Here is a 16591-nt window from a genome sequence, read left to right as displayed (position 1 = left end):
GCCGTCAACCATCGCGTTGGGTGAGCAGCCGTTTCAGCGCCGGACCGATTCGACGGTGGAGCGAGAAGCGCAGCCCCTCGATCTCCGCGTACACCCGCCGGGTCTCCCCATCGAAGACCACCACCCGGACCCGGGCACTGTCCTCGGTGCCGCCCAGGGGGGTGCACAGCGCGCAGAGCTCCCGGCCGTAGGGCATGGGCGCATGGATCCGCAGTTCCTCGGCCCCGGCCGGCAAGGCGATCCGCTCATGGAGGGAGTACGTGAGGATTCCGCCAGCATGATGGATGGAGTCCATCGCCAGCGGTGCCATGCGGAAGCCAGGCTGCCGGGTGAACGCGAAGAACTCACCCTCGCGCTCCTGGAGGATCCACGCGGCCATCGAGCCGTCCTCCAGGAAACGCAGATGCCGGAACCCCTGCATGAGGGGGCCCAGGAACACGTCCTCGGTCGGGTTGTAGCCCTTCCGGGCATCGCTCCTGTCCGAGGTCGTGAACAGCGCCGCCGTCGCGGGCTCCACCATCGGGGCCACGGGAGGACGGGAGGAGAGCAGCACGGTCGCGGACGTCACCTTGCGGCGGATCGGGGCCACGTCCGCGCGCGGCCGCAACTCCATGTCCACCTCCACCGTGACGGGAAGCAGCCCGTCCGGGGTCGCCCCTCCAGCGCGGGCGGTGGCCACGAGGCGCGTGGAGCGTCCGGGCCAGACCTTCGCGGCGTGGTGGAACTGGATCTGCCGCAGCCCCACCACGTGCAACCCCGGCCGCAGCAACAGGCTGGCTTCCGCCATCATCTCCATGCCAAAGGAGCCCGGCAGCACGGAGACACCCTCCACCTGGTGCTCATGGAGGTAGGGGTCCGTGTCGAGGTTCAGGTTTCGCAGGGCCACCAGCGAGTCGGCGGTCCGGTCGAGGACCTCCTCGATCATCGGGTGGGAATCCCGTCCGGAAGCGGCTTCCTCCCGGGGCAGTTGTCGGCCCTGATACTCCTCCACGATCAGATGGTAGTTGGTCCCGCCCATCCCAAAGGCACTCATGCCGGCCCTGCGCGGACCACCCTCCGCCGGGGCAGGCCAGGGCCGCTTCTCGGTGTTCACCACGACGGGGATTTCAGCCCACTTGATGTCGGGGTTCGGTCGCTCGCAATGGATTTGCGGTGGCAGGACCTGATGTTCGAGGCTCTTGAGGACCTTGATGAGATTGACCACCCCCGCCGCGGAGTGGAGATGGCCAATCATCGATTTGACGGAGCCGATGACAACCGACCCGGGCGCCTGTCCCGCCAGCACATGGGTATAGGTGGAGACCTCCGTCACGTCGCCCACGGGCGTCGCCGTCCCGTGACACTCGATGTATTGGATGGACGCCGCCGGGACCTCGGCGTGCGCCAGGGCCTGCTGGACCGCGAGCTTCTGGCCCACCGGGTTGGGCGCCAGCAGGGACTTGCCCTTGCCATCACTGGAAGCGCCCAGGCCCTTGATGATTCCGAAGATCCGGTCGCCGTCGCGCTCCGCGTCCTTCAGCCGCTTGAGGACCACGACGCCCGCACCCTCTCCCGGAATGAAGCCGGAGGCGTCCGCGTCGAAAGGCCGGCTCCCCTTGGCGCTCAGCCCCTGGAAGGTGCAGTTCACGGTGTACAGCTCCGCCGTCATGTCCGCGAAGGCGCCGCCCGCCAGCACCGCTTCCGTCTCCCCGAGCTGGAGGCTTGCCACCCCCGCCCCGATGGCGGCCATGGATGAGGCACAGGTGCTTTCGAACGTGCCGGTGGCGCCCTTGAGCCCGTAGCGATGGGCGATCAACGAGGCCTCGGTACTCCCGGAGGAGCCCGCCAGCGAGAAGGGCGACAGGGGGGCGATGCCCTCCTTGAACTTCAGCTCGGCATCCCCCGCGATGAGAGCCGTCAGCTCTTCGGAGAGTCCACAGGCGAGGAGCGCCTTCTTGAGGCCCGCATCCATCTCCGCGTAGCCGACCCGCACCTCGACCTCGCGCTCGCGCATGCGCCAGGGCATGTCCGCCATGAAGACAGCGGTCCGTTCCGACGTGGCCTGGGAAAGCTTCGCCGTGCGCATCGCCTCGGCGGCGGCCGTCAACGCATACAGGTGCGTCCGGTCCAACTGGGGCACGAGCGACGACGGAAGGCGGAAGGCGCCCGCATCGAAGCTGAACCCATGCACGAAGCCGCCCAGCGGGCAGTAGATCTTCCCCACCCCGCGATTGGGATCGTAGTAACGCTCAAGCTCGAAGCGCTCGCGCGGAACACGCACGATCTGATCCTTCTTCGCCAGGACGTTCTCGAAGAAGGTGTCGCTGTCATTGGCTCCCGGCGTCAGTGAGCCGAACGCCACGATGGCGACAGGCTCCTTCGCGGCCCGAGGCCGGGCCTCCGCCACCAGCCGCGCGTGGAACTCCGGAACGTACTCCTCCAGCGTGAGGTGGTAGGCCTGTCCTCCGAGCGCCAGTGCGTTGACGCTGGCCCGGCGAGGCACACCCCGGGCGGGAGCCTCCCAGGGCACGGGCTTCGACAGCACGCGCAAGGGTGTCCCATCCGCCCGCAGCTCGGAACGCAGGTGACGCACGTTGCGCTGCGCCGGAAGCTCCCGGTGACGCAGGGCCATCAGGGTCCGGAGGAGCCCGGGCACGGCCGCCGCCGCGTGGAGCTCGCCGGACATCTCCTTCGCCGAACCGGCCGTCACGCTCCCCGCGGGCAGGCCCTTGAACACCTCTCCCATGGCCGCCAGCTCCGCGGTCTCATGGAAGGCCACGCCGTTGGCGTGACACTCGAGGAACTGCACGGAGTCAGGACCGTAGCCTGCTTGCGCATAGGCGCGCCGGGCCGCCCGCACCTGGGCCTGTGCTGGCGGGTCGAGCAAGGCGCCAGGGCTGCCCTGGTTCGCCCCGCTGATTCCGCGAAGCACCCCGTGGATGTCATCCCCGGCGGAGATCGCATCATCGAGCCGCCGCAAGGCGAAGAAGCCGACGCCCTCCCCCAGCAGGGTGCCACTGGCCCTGGCGTCGAACGGCCGGGGAAGCTCGTCCACCGTGAGCAGGCCCATGCGGTCGAACGAAACAAAGCTCGCGGGCGACAGATACGAACTGGTGGCCCCCACGAGCGCCACATCGTACTGGCCCAGCGCCAGCCCCCGGGAGGCATGTTCGAGCGCCGCCAGCAGGGAGGCGCTGGCGGAGTTCACCACATAGTGGGGCCCCTTCAAGTCGAACAGGGCACACGCCCGGCCCAATGCCAGACTCATCCCCGCGACGGTGCCACGGGTGACCTCCCGGTGGCTGATCCCTCTCAGCGCGCGGTCCGCCTCCGCGAGGACGTGCTGACGCTGCTGTTCGGAGAGCCCGGAGGTATCGAGCGCCTGCTGCACCGCATCCATCACCTGTGGCATGTAGCGGAGGTAGGGATGGGCAATCCGGAGATCCATACCAATCTCCGCGCCCCCCATGATGACGGCGGTCCGCTCCCGGGGAAACGGCCGCTGATGCAGACGGGCGTCCTCGATGGCCCGGCGGATCGCCTCCACCGTGTAGAACTCCCCACGGGGCAGCTCGTCGAGCATCTTCGGCCCCATCTTGTATTCCTGCCACGGCACCTCCAGGGGCTGGAAGAAGGAGCCACGCCATACGGAGCCCTTGTCGAAGTCCGCGGGGTTGTCGCTGTGGTAGGTCTTCCAGGCGAACCGGCTGGCCGGGACCTCGCAGAAGCCAGGGGTGCCACGGGAGAGGTGCTGCCAGAGCTGTTCCGGCGTCTCCGCGCCTCCCATCAGACACGAGGCCCCGATGATGGCGATGGGTGTCATTCCACGTACTCTTCCAGGACTGCGTGGTAGTTGATTCCGCCAAGTCCATACGAATTGACGGCGGCGCGGCGGGGCACGCCCTGGGCAGCCCAGGCTTGGGCTTGGGACGGGAAGGCGAGCTGGCCGTCCCACGGGACTCGCGGATTCAGCGGGCCCTGCGTGAGGCTGGGCGGCAGGGTCTGGTGCCGCAAGGCGAGCACCGTCCGGATGAGGCCCGCCGTGCCGGACGCGACGTAGGAATGCCCGATGATGGGCTTCAGCACACCGACCGATGCGGGGCCGTCCTTGCGGCCATAGACCTTGAGCAGGGCTCCCGCCTCGGGGATGTCCCCTTCTGGCATCCCCGAGCCATGCGCTTCGATGTATTGGATGCTCGAAGGTGGGAGACCTCCGTCCGCCAGGGCCCGCCGGATGGCCAGTTCCTGGCCCTGCTCCTGGCTTGCGAAGAGCGACCGGCTGAACCCATCGGAGGAACCACCGGCGCCTCGGATCAGCGCGTGGATCCGGTCACCGTCGCGGCGGGCGTCGGAGAGCCGCTTCAAGACGAGGAGGCCACAGCCTTCCCCATGCACGAACCCATCCGCGTCCCTGGAGAACGGCCGGGGCTGGCCCGTCGGAGAGATGACTCCGGCGTAACACATGCTCACGCAGAACGGCACGGTGATCTGGGACCACGCGCCGCCCGTCACCGCCAAGTCCCACCTGCCATCACGCAGCCCCTGCATGCTCAAAGACACGGCGTTGAGCGACGACGCGCAAGCTGACTCCACGGTGAAGGCCGGGCCGCGCGCATCCAGGGCCCGCGCAAGCCGCGTGGCCGGCGCGCTGGTGAGGATGCCCGGCAGCGTCTCCGATGTGCTGGGCGGGCTTGTCCGCTGGAAGGCCTCGCGCGCTTCTTCGATGAAGCGCTCCACCTGCTCCGAGGCAACCCCCGCTTCCAGGAGCGACCGGCGGTAGACGTCCGCGAACTCCGGATATGCCAGCCGGGCTTCAATCACAGTCTCCCGGTGGTTGCCGGGCGACACCGCCACGATCACAGCGGTGCGCTCCGACGGGAGCGCTCGTGACGGGCCATACCCCGCGTCACGCACGGCCTCCCTCGCGACCTCCAGGCACCACAGATGGGTGTGGTCCATCTGCGCGACCGCCGAGGGCGGCAGGCCGAAGTCCCGGTAGGCAAAGGGCCGGCTCTTCACCAGCGCGGCCTTCGGCGCATAGACCTTGAAGAACGACTCCCGGTTGCGGAACGCGACCTCGCCCGTCTGACGGTAGAGCGACACGGGCCAGCGCTCCTCGGGGAACGCGTCCACCGCGCTGAGGCCCTGGAGCGCGCGCTCCCAGAGGGCCTGCGGATCATCCGCGCCCGCGTACCGGCAGGCCATCCCCACGATGGCGATGGGCTCCGGCGCCCTGCGTGTCGCGCGGGCCGCGACGGCGACCACGGGCCGCGCGACCCTGGGAACGTACTCCTCCAGCACCGCGTGGTAGGCGATGCCCCCGAAGCCAGCGGCATGGATGGCCGCGAGCCGGGGTCCCTGCTCGGGCCAGGTCCGCGCCTCATTGATCCGGAACGGCGTTCCCTCCAACGGGAGCCCGGGATGCCGCGTCTGGAAGGTCCGCTGGGGCAACAACTCCCGGGTGCGCAACGAGTGGATGACCTTGAGCATCGCGGCGAAGCTCGACGCGGCCTGGAGGTCTCCCACGGATTCGGCGACCGCGCCCAGCGAGACCTGGCGCGCGCCCTGGTAGGCGCCCCCCAGCCCCTCGATGAGGTGGGCGTCCCACTCCGTCACGCCCGTAGCGCCCGTCTCCAGGTAGGCAATCGCATCCTGCTGTACACCGGCCCGCAGGAGCGCTTCCGACGCCGCGCGCTGGTGGACCGGGGCGTGCGTAGCCGTCATGACAGGACCGCTCCCCTGGTTGACGCCCGCGACCCCACGAAGGACGGCGTGGATGGTGTCCCCGTCTCGTTCTGCGTCCTCCAGCCGCTTGATCAGCAGCATCACCGCGCCCTCGCCCAGGGCCGTCCCATCCGCTCGGGCATCCAGAGGGAAGACACCGCGGGTGGACAGCCGACGCAGCTTGCTGTGAAGCACGCACTCCATGAGCGACAGCGCGGGGCTGGCGGCCCCCACGAGCGCCATGTCCCACTCACCACTCATGAGTCCCTGGACGCCCGTCTCCAGCGCGGCCAGTCCGGAGGCCGCATGCGCATCCACGCAGAAGTGCGGTCCCTGGAGCCCGAAGAAGCCGCAGATGCGGCCCAGCACCGGACTGACGAAGCCCCAGAAGGCCCAGTCGTCTGATTGGTCGATGTAGCGCTGGATGAACTCCTTCCGCACGGTGTCCAGGACCCGCTCGGCCTGCCCCGTGGAGAGTTGCTGCAACGCCGGAGACCGCCGGGCGGTATCGAGCAGCTCCGGCAGGCGCCACTTGAAGTTGAAACACTGGTTGCTCTTGCGACCCATGCCCGAGGAGCCAGCGATCACCGCGACCCGCTCCCGGGGGAATGTCCGCTCCGGCGTGTACCCGGCCCCCGTCATGGCCTGATGCGCCGCTTCGAGCAGCATCAACTCCATGGTGTGAAGCAGGCGGGTCTCGATGGGAGGCAGCCGGAATCGCTTCCAGTCGAGCTTCAGCTCACCGGCCGGTGCACCCAGCCTGGAATAGGTGCGGTCCACCGCCTCCGGATCCGAGCTGCCGTACCGGCTCCAATCCCAGCGGGGCTCCTTCAACTCCCGGACGGAGACATGCCCGGACTGGAGATTGCGAAAGAACGTCGGGACATCGTGCGCATCCGGAAGGATGCATCCCATCCCGATGATGGCGACCGGCTCTTGCCTGACGCTACCCATGGGCCGCCCTCCTCCGCGCACCCAGGAATCCGGACGGATCCAGTGCACTCACGAGGGAGGCCTTCTGCTCCGGGGTATAGGCATCCACGCTGATCGAGCAGTAATCCTCCGCCTCCAGGCAGAGGGCTCCCGCGTCATTCCAGACGGTGAAGTCGTAATAGAGGAGGTCTCCCTCCTCCCGCGTGAGCACCGCCCGGCACCAGAGCCGCTCGCCCGGCTTCGGGTCCTGCCCCAGGGACAACCGCCCGATCCCCTTGGGGACGGGGGCTCGCTGGTTGTGAAGAATCCCCAGGGTGCCCACCAATTGAAAACACCCATCGAGGAAGAACGGATCCATCCAGTACCGCGCGCGGGGAATGGATGCGAAGGAGCCCGTGGGCTCTGGCATCCGCAGACACCCGATGGCGTCCCGGGGCCCCAGGAAGCTGATCCAATCAACCCGGCGGAAGGCCTCCCCCACGTGGAAGTAGGCGTCCTGGACGTAGGAGCGGCTGAAGGGAATCTCGCCATCTGGACCCCGAACCGCTTCGGAGCCCGACTCCACGCGCCTGTCTGCCCTTGACCCCAGCCGGACCGCCGCCCGGTAGTGCAGCACGTCCGGACGCAACACGACTCCGCGTGGGTGATGGAGGTCCGCATAAGCGGAGACCTCCCAATGCCCGCCCTTCGGCTCGCACCGCACATGCGCCTGCGTTGGCCGGTCGGGCCGCACCCGGATGAACTTCTCCAGGGAGACATCGCGCAGTTCGGCCACCTCTCCTGCGCCCTCCAGCGCAGCCACTTCCGCGAGCCATTCGATGGCCGCGGCGCCGGGCAGCACGGGGGTGCCATTGACCAGATGCTCCCGGAGATAGTGATCCTCCTCCAGGACGAACGTGCGCTCCCGCCCTCCTTCCGCCCGCGCCGTCCCCAGCATGGGGAACTGGCCAGGCGGCTGGGAAGCCCGCCCCACCTCCGGAGCCCGATCCTGGAACAGTGGCCCCAATTCCAGCCGGCGCCTGCGCTCCAGGGCGGCCGGAATCTCTCCCGCCGCGAAGTCCATCGTCAGCGTCGCGGGCTCGTAGGCCATGCTGAGCACGTTATCCACCCGGCAGATCGTCTTCATCGACGGGGGTGCCCCGTCGGAGGGCTCGCCGCAATCCCGGAGGAACTCCACGGCGGTGTCCAGGCTGATGCGGCCCCACCGCGCCCCGATGAGTTGTTCCAGCCGGCGATAGCGGTGGATCGAGTCGTCCTGCATCTCCTGGAGCATCTCCAGCGCGACCGCCTCATGGCCCTTCGCCTGGCGGTACGCGACCGTGAGGTGATTGGTGGAGACCACGAAGTCCCGGCCCGCCCCGGCCGTGTACTGGCCGGAATGCGGACCGACCTGTTCCCAGACACGCGCGGCCCCCGAGCGGTGGGCCAGCATCAGGTTCCAGCTCCCACCACGAGGCAGGCTTTCGAGGATGCCAGCCGCCTCGTCCATGGTTCGCGCGCGGGAGAGCACCTCGCGGTTCTGGAATGTGAGCGGGTAGAACGGCCGGCGGTCCATGGGCGCCACCGGGACGTTGATGCCCAGGCTCAGCCCCTCCGCGTTCATCCCCGCGCACACGCCCAGCGACCCGGGCCAGAACGTGATCGAGGCATAGGGGATGCGCCCCGTCACCCGGTAGACGATGCAACACGGTCGCGTGAGCTTCGCCAGCGAGGGGTACGGCACATCCAGGTTGTGCCCATGGAGGACGTTGCCCGTGGCGGTCCCCTGCCCCAGGACCGCGAACTGGGAGCAGCCGATGGGCGCGCCCGACACGATGTCCAGGATGAGCGCGTGTTCGAGCAGCGCCTCCCGGGCGAGCCCGCTGGCATCGGACATCCCCTGGAGCTCTTCGTGAACATCGGACGGCAACCCGGCGGACAGCGCCGCCATCCGCTGCCTCACGTCCACGTCCTTCAACCCCAGCTTCGTCAGCAGGGGTTGGAGGGCGGGAGTTCCTTGCGACACGGCCTGTGCAAGCTCCTGCCGCATGAGGGCGCCATATTGCCTGCCCACCTCATACGCGCTGCCCGACAGCACCAGCAGCGGGAGTGACGCCGCCGGCTCAGATGGCATAACGGGTTCCACCCGCCTCCCGGGCGGTCACCTGGAGCGCCCCCTTCTCGTGGCGGGGCCACCCGCGTGAGGCGAACGTGGTGTCATCCGCGATGACGATCTCCCCGGCGGGCCCGCCGTGGAGAAGCTCTCCCACGAACCAGTACGCTCCTTCCGCCAGGTCGATGACGCAGACGCCCGCCTGCCCCAGCCGCTCCAGATAGTCCCGGTTGTTCTCCACGATGCCTGCGCCCACCCACACGGGCCAGTCAATCGTCACGCTTCGCACCCCGGGCCGCAGGGCGCCGTACACGAGCCCGGCCTTGGCCACCAGCGCGTTGGCCGCGGAGTAGTCCGTCTGCCCTTGATTGCCGTAGCGGCCACTGCCGGAGCCGAAGTTGATGAAGAACTGGAGCTCATCCTTCCAGGTCTCCTGCGCCAGCAATTGCCAGAGGTGTGCCTTGGAGGCCAGCGTGCGGACAACCACCTCCGCGGACTTCATGGGCAGGCTCTTGGACTCTTCAATCGTCGCGCCATGCACGATGCCGTCAATGCGACCGTATTGCTGGCGAACCCCCGCCAGCAGGCTTCGGACGGCGGCGGGCTCGGTCATGTCACAGACCTTGTAATCCAACCGGATCCCCAGGGACCGGCAGTCCTCCAGGTTGCGGTGCAGTTCCCGCCGACGCGCGATGTCCGAGTCAAAGGCTCGCATGCCCTGGACCGGCGTGGCCCCCGGGTGGGCGGCCATGTAGCGTTTGACGAAGCCCATCCGGTAGGCAGGCAGGTCCTTGTCGGCGACCGTCAGCCACTCCTCGTTCCCGTTCGGAGGCACCGTGCGGCCGGTGATGATCACGCGCGCGCCCGTCACCTGGGCCAGGAGCTTGGCGCAGTGGTAGACGACCCCGCGTCCTCCGCCCGAGACGAGCACCACCGAGCCGGGCTTGATGGACATCGCCGTCGTGTCGGTCACGAGCGGCGTCTCGATGTCCCGGAAGACATATCTCCGCCCGCCGCTGTAGGCGGTCTCTACGTCCTGATCGGCGCCAACCAGCTCCGTCCAGAGCTGCTCGACCCAGGCAGACGACTCGCGGGGATCCAGGTCCACGACCTTGCACCGCGCGTCCGGAAGCTCCCGCTTCAGGCACTTGACGAAGCCGCCCGCAGCTCCCGCGAGGGGGACATGCTGATGGGACTTGTCATGGCCGAAGAGGCCACCTCCCGCGGTCGCAACCAGATACCAACCGCCCCCTGCCATCGTGCCAATCCGGTCGTACACGGACAGGGCGCTGTAATAGAGCCCCAGCGTGAAGGCATTGACGGTGGAGGTCCACGCGCCGGCCTCCAGCCCCGCGAGCGCGGGGGTCGCCGCAGTGGTGTGCAGCAGGATCAACCCATCCAGCGGTTGGGTCGCCTGGAGCTCCCGCAGTCGCGTGCCGGCGACCTCCGGCTGCTTCCAATCCAGCGTCACCGCGCCGCTGGACACCGGCCCCGTCGGGAGGATGACCACGCGGGCACCGGCTGATTCCAACCGCTGCGCCAACTGCTTGTAGGCACCGTGGGCGTCGGGGGTGATGCCCAGCGTCTTGCCGCGCAGGTGGGCGATGTGCTCGCTCCGGGGCTGCGAGGACTGCTCGACGGGATGGACCTCGTACCGCTTCGCCGAGAACCGCGCAGGAGGGGTGAGCGGGTTCGCGGGAGCCTCCAGCTTGCCTCGGAGGTGCGCGGCCAACTGCTTCAGCGACTCCGCGTCCCCTGAGGCCTCGCACTGCGCCACGAACTGGCGGACCGCATCGAGATCCAGCGCGTCCGGGACGGCGGGCCGTGGCGCGGCCTCCGCAGCGGAGGGGAGCTGGCGGAACAGGTACGCCGCCAGCTTGCGCAGGGTGTTGTGGTCGCGCACGCGGAAGCCTTCGTCCCTGGGCACCCCGAAGGCGGCCCGGGCCATGGCGAAGGCTTCAATCTGGGTGATGGTGTCGATCCCCAGATCCACTTCCAGGTCGAAGTCAGGACCCAGGACCTCGATGTTGTAGCCCGTCTTCTCCTGGAACGCGTTGGAGAGGAACGCGAGGATCTTCTCCTCACTGGCGCCCTCGGCGGGGCGGGCCGTGCCCACGGAGGTGCGGCCCATCAGGTACGTCACCATCTTGTGAAGGGTGTTGTGGTCCCGCAGCCGGAAGTTCTCATCCTTCTCCACGCCCAGGTGGACCCGGACGAGTGCGAAGGCTTCGACCTGCTTGACGGTGTCGATCCCGAGATCCGCTTCCAGATCCAGGTCCGGCTCCAGCATGTCCTCCGGGTAGCCGGTCCGCTCCACCAATGCGCCCACCAACTGCTTGCGCACTGCTTCCGGCGTGGGGCCCGTCGGGGCCGGGGCCACCGTGGGAGCAGGCGGCGCGGCCTGCTTCACCAGGTACGCCACCATCTTGCGAAGGGTGTTGTAGTCCCGCAGCCGGAAGTTCTCGTCCCGCGCGATGCCCAGCGTCGTGCGGGCCAGGGCGAAGGCCTCGACCTGCTTCACCGTGTCGATGCCGAGGTCGGCCTCCAGGTCGAGGTCCAGTTCCAGCATGTCCTGGGGATAGCCGGTCCGCTCCACCAGCGCGGTCACCAGCATCCGCGTGACGGATTCGGACTGGGCAGACGGTGGGGCGATCGGAGTCGGAGCGGCGCTGACGGTGGCGGGCGTGGAACCAGAGGCCCTGCCGTCCAGGTACGCGGCCATCTTCCGAAGCGTGTTGTGGTAGCGGACCCGGAAGTTCTCGTCTCGTTCCACGCCAGCGTTCGTACGCACCGCCGCGAACACTTCAATCTGGGTGATGGTGTCGATGCCCAGATCGACCTCCAGGTCCAGGTCGGGCAGGAGGATGTCCAGGGCGTAGCCTGTCTTCTCCGCCATCGCGGCGCGAAGGGTCTCCAGCGTAGGGGTGGCCAAGACCGCCACGGGCACGACCGGGGCCGGCGCCACGGCAATGGCAGTCACTCCGTTCGACGCCCGCCCGACCAGATAGTCCACCATCTTCCGGAGCGTATTGAAGTCACGCAGGCGGAAGTTCTCGTCCTTGTCGACGTTCAGGTGGACCCGGGCCTGGGCGAAGGCCTCGACCTGCTTGACCGTATCAATGCCAAGATCCGCTTCCAGATCCAGGTCCGGCTCCAGCATGTCCACGGGGTAGCCCGTGCGCTCCACCAGGGCCTGGGTCAGCAGCTTCATCACGTCCGTGGAATGACTCGCAGCCACGGGTGCCACCGGCTTCGTCGCGGCGGCGTCCATGCGGGCCAGCGCGGCGTTCGTCTCCGCCAGGAGGGTCTCCAGGGGAGGCCGCTCCTGGCGCAGCGCACAGGCATCCACGAAGGCGAGGACCTGCGCGATCGTCAGCTTGCGACCCGAGGCCGCGGGCTCCTCCCGGTGGAGGTTCTTCAGGAGGCCCTGGGCGATGGTGGTGACGGTCGTATGTTGTTCGGGAGGGAGTGCCATGTCAGGGGGGATGCCAAGTTTGCGTTCGGCGGCGGTCACCGCGTCGTTGATTTCCGCCGGGGTCATTCCAAGGTCGTTCACCAGCTCCACGTCATGGCCGAAGAGCTCGGGCGGGTAGCCCACCCCGTGCACCAGGGCGGAGACCACCGCATCCCGGGCCGAGGCCAGGGTCTCAAGCGCCATGGGTGGACACCTCACCGCTCAGCAGGTGGTGGACGTGGCTGAAGGCCAACAAGCGGTGAAACTGCTCGGTCTCGCCCGTCTTGGGGTGGGTGCTTGCTTGCGCCATGTACGGTCTGCCTTTGAGCGTTGCCTGGATGAATGCCGTCAGGGACCACTTGGGTCCGGACTCGATGAAGATGCGGACCCCGTCGTCGTGAAGCTGCTGGACGTGCTGGCTGAACTGGAGCGGCAGCACGTATTGCAATGCCAGATGGCGCGCCATGATGTGGGGCTGCACCTCGGACGGGTAATAGCGGCCGTGCACGCTGGAGAGGACCGGCAGCTGGGGTGCGTTCCAGGTGAGCCGTTCCAGCTCCGCCCTGAACGGCGGGACGGCCTTCGCGATGAGCTGGGTATGGTAGGCGTGAGACACGGGCAGGGCCCTGGCCTCGAACCCGTTCGCGGCGCACCACCGGAGCACGTACTCGACCGCCGAAGTCTCTCCCGCGACGATCCCCTGCCCCGGCGCGTTCCGCGCGGCCACGGTGGCGTATCCGGGGGCTTCCCGGAGCACGCCCTCAAGCCTGTCGAAGTCCCCGCTGATGCTGGCCATCAAGCCTGGAGAGGCCATGGGCAGCCGGGTGACCGTGAGGGTGCGCTGGTAGATGGCACGCAGCGCCTGCTCGAATGACAGCATTCCGCTGGCGACCAGCGACGCGTACTCGCCAGCGCTCTGCCCCAACAGGACATCCACCCGGATGCCCCATGAGCGGATCAACCGGAAGAGCGCCACGTTCGCCAGGAAGACGGCCGCATGCGCCGTGTCGTCATCCTGGCGGTGCGTGCTCTCGGTTCCCGGAGGCGCCCAGAAGGTGTCCGACAGGCGGCGCCCGGCGATGGTTTCGAAGGCCGCATCCGCCTCCGCGAGCGTCCGGGCCACCACCGGATACTCCGCGGCCAGCTCCCGGAGCATGTTCACGTACTGCGGCCCCTGGCCCGGGAAGACCACCGCCACCTTGCCCGCGTGCAACTGCCTTGGGTCCCGCGTGTCGTAATAGAAGAGGCCCTGCTCCGGCAGGCTCGGCGATCCGGTGCCGGACAGGAGCCGCCGCGCACGCTCCAATGCCTTGCTGACCGGCTGGCCCTTCGGCAGCGTCATGGCGAACCGGCAGGGCGCCTGCGTGCGCTCCAGCGGCTTGCGGACATCCAGATGGGGCTCACGTTCCAATCGCTGGAGCAGCCCGTCCACCTGCTGGAGGATGTCCGCCGCGCTGTCGCCGCACAGGTGCAGGAACGGTGGACGCTCGGGCTCCACTCCGGTCACCCGGGCGGCGTGCGGCGGGCATTCCTCCACGATGGCGTGGAAGCTGGTGCCCCCCAGCCCGAACGACGACACCCCCGCCCTCCGCACGCCGTGGGCGGGCACGTCCCAGGGCTCCACCTCCGTGGGCACGCGGAACGGAATCCGATCCCAGGGGATGCGCGGATTGGGACGCTCGAAGCCCAGGTTCGGGGGGATCTGCTTGCGGTGCAGTGCCAGCGCGACCTTGGTGAGCGCGGCCGCGCCGGCCCCCGAGTTCAGGTGGCCGATGTTGGACTTGATGGACCCCAGGAAGATCTTCCCGCCCCGGGCCGCCTCGCCATAGACCGTTTGATAGGTCTCCACCTCGATGGGATCGCCCACGGGGGTGCCCGTGCCGTGTCCTTCCACGTACTGGATGTCGGAGGCGGACACGCCCGCCTTCTCCACCGCGCGCCGGACCGCCTGCACCTGGCCCTCCACACCGGGCGCCCAGATGGAGGCGTTCTTCGGATCCGTGGCGCCAGCGACCGCGCGGATCACCGCGTAGATGCGGTCGCCCGCGGCCCGTGCATCCGACAGGCGCTTCAGCACGAGCAGGGAGGCCCCTTCACTGGAGATGTAGCCATCCGCCCTGGCGTCGAACGGAAAGGAGCCCGTCTGCGACAAGCCACCAAACGAACAGCACTGACTGAGCGCGTCCACGCCCAAGGACGCATACATGCCGCCCGCGAGCATCATGTCGCACGCGCCCGTGCGCAGTTGGTGCATGGCGACATCCACCGCGACCAGACTGGAGGCGCAGGCGGACTCCACCATGAGCGCGGGCCCCTGGAAGTCCAGGTGGTGGGCGATGCGGCTCGAAGAGAGGCTGCCCAGGTAGCCCAGCAGGGTGTCCTCGGTGATGGGCGGCAGCTCGCTCTTGTAGCGCGCCTCCGTCTCTCCTCGGATCCGCGCCACTGTCGCCTCATCGAGGCCCCGCTTGCGCAGGTGCGCGGCCAGGCGGCCATCGAACTCCGCGTAGTACACGCGGGCCTGGGTCTGGAACTCACGCTCCAGGGGCGGCAGGTAGCCCATCACGACGCCCACGCGCCGGGGATCCACCGCCCCCGGGGTGTAGCCCGCGTCGTCCAGTGCCTGGAGCGCGGCCTTCATGCACCAACTGTGGCCCCGGTCGATCTGCGACGAGACCTTGGGAGGAACCCTGATCCGCTCCTGGGGCCACGAGCCGTCGACGATGGAGCCCGCGAGATCGGTATAGGGCCGGACCTTGCTCGTGCGGGTGGGATCCAGGTAGCGGGCGATGGGCGCGCGCTCCGGCGGGATGCCCGCGATGGCGCAGCGCTTGTCCAACAGGTTCCGCCACAGCGCCTCCGGACTGGAGGCCTCTGGGAAGACACCGCCCAGGCCGACGATCGCGATCGGCTCGGCGGACTCGAACACCGGCAGCGTCCTGGCCAACGCCGAGTGATACTCCGGCGCGTGCTCCTCCAGGGTCAGGTGGTAGCTGATCCCTCCGAAGCTGAAGGCGCTGACGCCGGCACGCCGAGGACCGCTGGCGACCGCCGGCCAGGGCCTGCCCTGCTTGGAGATGTAGAAGGGGGTGCCTTCGAACTCAATCCCTCTCGCGGGGGCCTGGAACGAGTGCTGGGGCGGCAGGAACCGGTGCGACAGCGCCAAGGTGGCCTTCATCAGCCCCGCCGCCCCCGCCGCCGCCTGCAGGTGGCCGGTCAGCTCCTTGACCCCGCCCAGCATGACGCTCCCGGCGGCCTGCTGGCGGCCGAACACTTCCTTCAGGCTCGCGATCTCCGTGAGGTCGCCCAGGGCGGTGCCCGTGGCGTGGCACTCCACGTACTGCACGTCCTCCGGGCCGTAGCCCGCCTGCTCGTAGGCCCGGCGCATCGCCAGCACCTGGCCCCGGGTGTTGGGTGCGAGCAGCGACTTGCCCTTGCCATCGGAGGCGGCGCCGACGCCCCGGATGACGGCGTGGATCTTCTCCCCGGCCGCCACGGCGTCGTCCAGGCGGCGCAGGACGAAGATGCCCACCCCTTCGCCCAGGAGCGTCCCATTCGCGCGCTGATCGAACGGGGTCAACGAGGAGACCGCCAGACCGCCCAGCTTGCTGAAGGCCACCAGATCATGCGGCGTGAGCAGTTGGCTGCATCCCCCCGCCAGCGCCACGTCGCAGTCGCCGGAGTTGAGCTGGTGGCTCGCGGTCTGGATGGCGGCGAGGCTGGAGGCGTAGCCCGCATCCACCGTGGTGTGGGGGCCCCGGATGTTGAAGATCTTCGCCGCCCGCCCGACCCACACACTGCTGAACGAGGCGATCGCTTCGTCCTCGGTGAGCCCCGCCATCTCGGACTCGAGCTGCTGGACGACCGCCGCGCGAACCTCCGCCGCGACCCCGGCGCCCAGGGCTGTCAGTGACCGCGATTCGGAGAGGCAGCGCTCCATGTCCAACAGGCGGGTCCGCACCCGGGTGTCCGGACGCAGGCCTCCGCCCAGCGAGCCAAGGACGAAGCTCACGCGTTCGGGAGCAATCCCCGCCATGAGCGTCCTGGCATCCTCGAGCGCTTGCGAGGTCGCATCCAGGAACGCCAACTGCGTCCTGTGCATGTCCTGGAACGTCTTGGGCGGGATCCGATACTTGCGGTAGTCGAGCTTCAGATCCTCCAGCAGCGCGGCGTGCTTGCAGTAGGTCCGGTCGGGAGACTCGGGGTCCGCGTCGTAATACCAGCCAGGAAGCGCCTGGGTCTCCCCCAGATCCCGAATGGCGGTGCGCCCCCCCAGCAACTGCTCCCAGAAGGCCTCGACACCCGTCGCCTTGGGAAAGACATTCCCAAGGCCCACAATGGCAATCGGCCTGAAACGTATGTCCGGCATGACTCTTTCATCACCAGAGCGAGATCAGGCCTCGTCTGGCTTC

The 16591-nt window shown here is 68.7% G+C and carries 5 protein-coding genes; all 5 read right to left on the bottom strand.

Annotation, left to right across the window (positions count from 1 at the left end; translation table 11 throughout):
• Positions 1-4 precede the first annotated feature (4 nt).
• Genes OV208_RS12900 through OV208_RS12880 form a run of 5 tightly spaced genes read right to left on the bottom strand, consistent with a single transcriptional unit; the run spans position 5 to position 16548 of the window.
• Positions 5-3802 carry a beta-ketoacyl synthase N-terminal-like domain-containing protein gene (locus OV208_RS12900; RefSeq protein WP_267574130.1) on the bottom strand — a complete coding sequence of 1266 codons (3798 nt, stop codon included), beginning with the start codon at positions 3800-3802 and terminating at the stop codon, positions 5-7.
• Entirely contained in the window at positions 3799-6657 is a 2859-nt protein-coding gene (locus OV208_RS12895; RefSeq protein WP_267574129.1) for a polyketide synthase, read from the bottom strand. The genes OV208_RS12900 and OV208_RS12895 overlap by 4 nt, the downstream gene beginning before the upstream one ends.
• On the bottom strand, positions 6650-8749 hold the full coding sequence (locus OV208_RS12890; RefSeq protein WP_267574128.1) for a C45 family autoproteolytic acyltransferase/hydolase: 2100 nt from the start codon (positions 8747-8749) through the stop codon (positions 6650-6652). Before OV208_RS12890 ends, OV208_RS12895 begins: the two co-directional genes overlap by 8 nt.
• Complete coding sequence (locus tag OV208_RS12885) at positions 8739-12386, bottom strand: SDR family NAD(P)-dependent oxidoreductase (RefSeq protein ID WP_267574127.1); 3648 nt, start codon at positions 12384-12386, stop codon at positions 8739-8741. The genes OV208_RS12890 and OV208_RS12885 overlap by 11 nt, the downstream gene beginning before the upstream one ends.
• Positions 12376-16548 (bottom strand): beta-ketoacyl synthase N-terminal-like domain-containing protein, encoded by a 4173-nt coding sequence (locus OV208_RS12880; protein ID WP_267574126.1) that lies wholly within the window; start codon positions 16546-16548, stop codon positions 12376-12378. The genes OV208_RS12885 and OV208_RS12880 overlap by 11 nt, the downstream gene beginning before the upstream one ends.
• Positions 16549-16591 lie beyond the last annotated feature (43 nt).

Source organism: Corallococcus sp. bb12-1, assembly GCF_026626765.1.
In the GTDB taxonomy this organism is placed as follows: Bacteria; Myxococcota; Myxococcia; order Myxococcales; family Myxococcaceae; genus Corallococcus; species Corallococcus terminator.
Note: the sequence above shows the minus strand (reverse complement) of the source record. Positions and strands in the feature narration are given on the sequence as shown.

What these genes read in the sequence shown, in the direction of transcription:
- OV208_RS12900 (WP_267574130.1), bottom strand. Translation starts at nt 3,802, where the DNA reads ATGACACCCATCGCCATCATCGGGGCCTCGTGTCTGATGGGAGGCGCG.
- OV208_RS12885 (WP_267574127.1), bottom strand. Translation starts at nt 12,386, where the DNA reads ATGGCGCTTGAGACCCTGGCCTCGGCCCGGGATGCGGTGGTCTCCGCC.
- OV208_RS12880 (WP_267574126.1), bottom strand. Translation starts at nt 16,548, where the DNA reads ATGCCGGACATACGTTTCAGGCCGATTGCCATTGTGGGCCTTGGGAAT.
- OV208_RS12895 (WP_267574129.1), bottom strand. Translation starts at nt 6,657, where the DNA reads ATGGGTAGCGTCAGGCAAGAGCCGGTCGCCATCATCGGGATGGGATGC.
- OV208_RS12890 (WP_267574128.1), bottom strand. Translation starts at nt 8,749, where the DNA reads ATGCCATCTGAGCCGGCGGCGTCACTCCCGCTGCTGGTGCTGTCGGGC.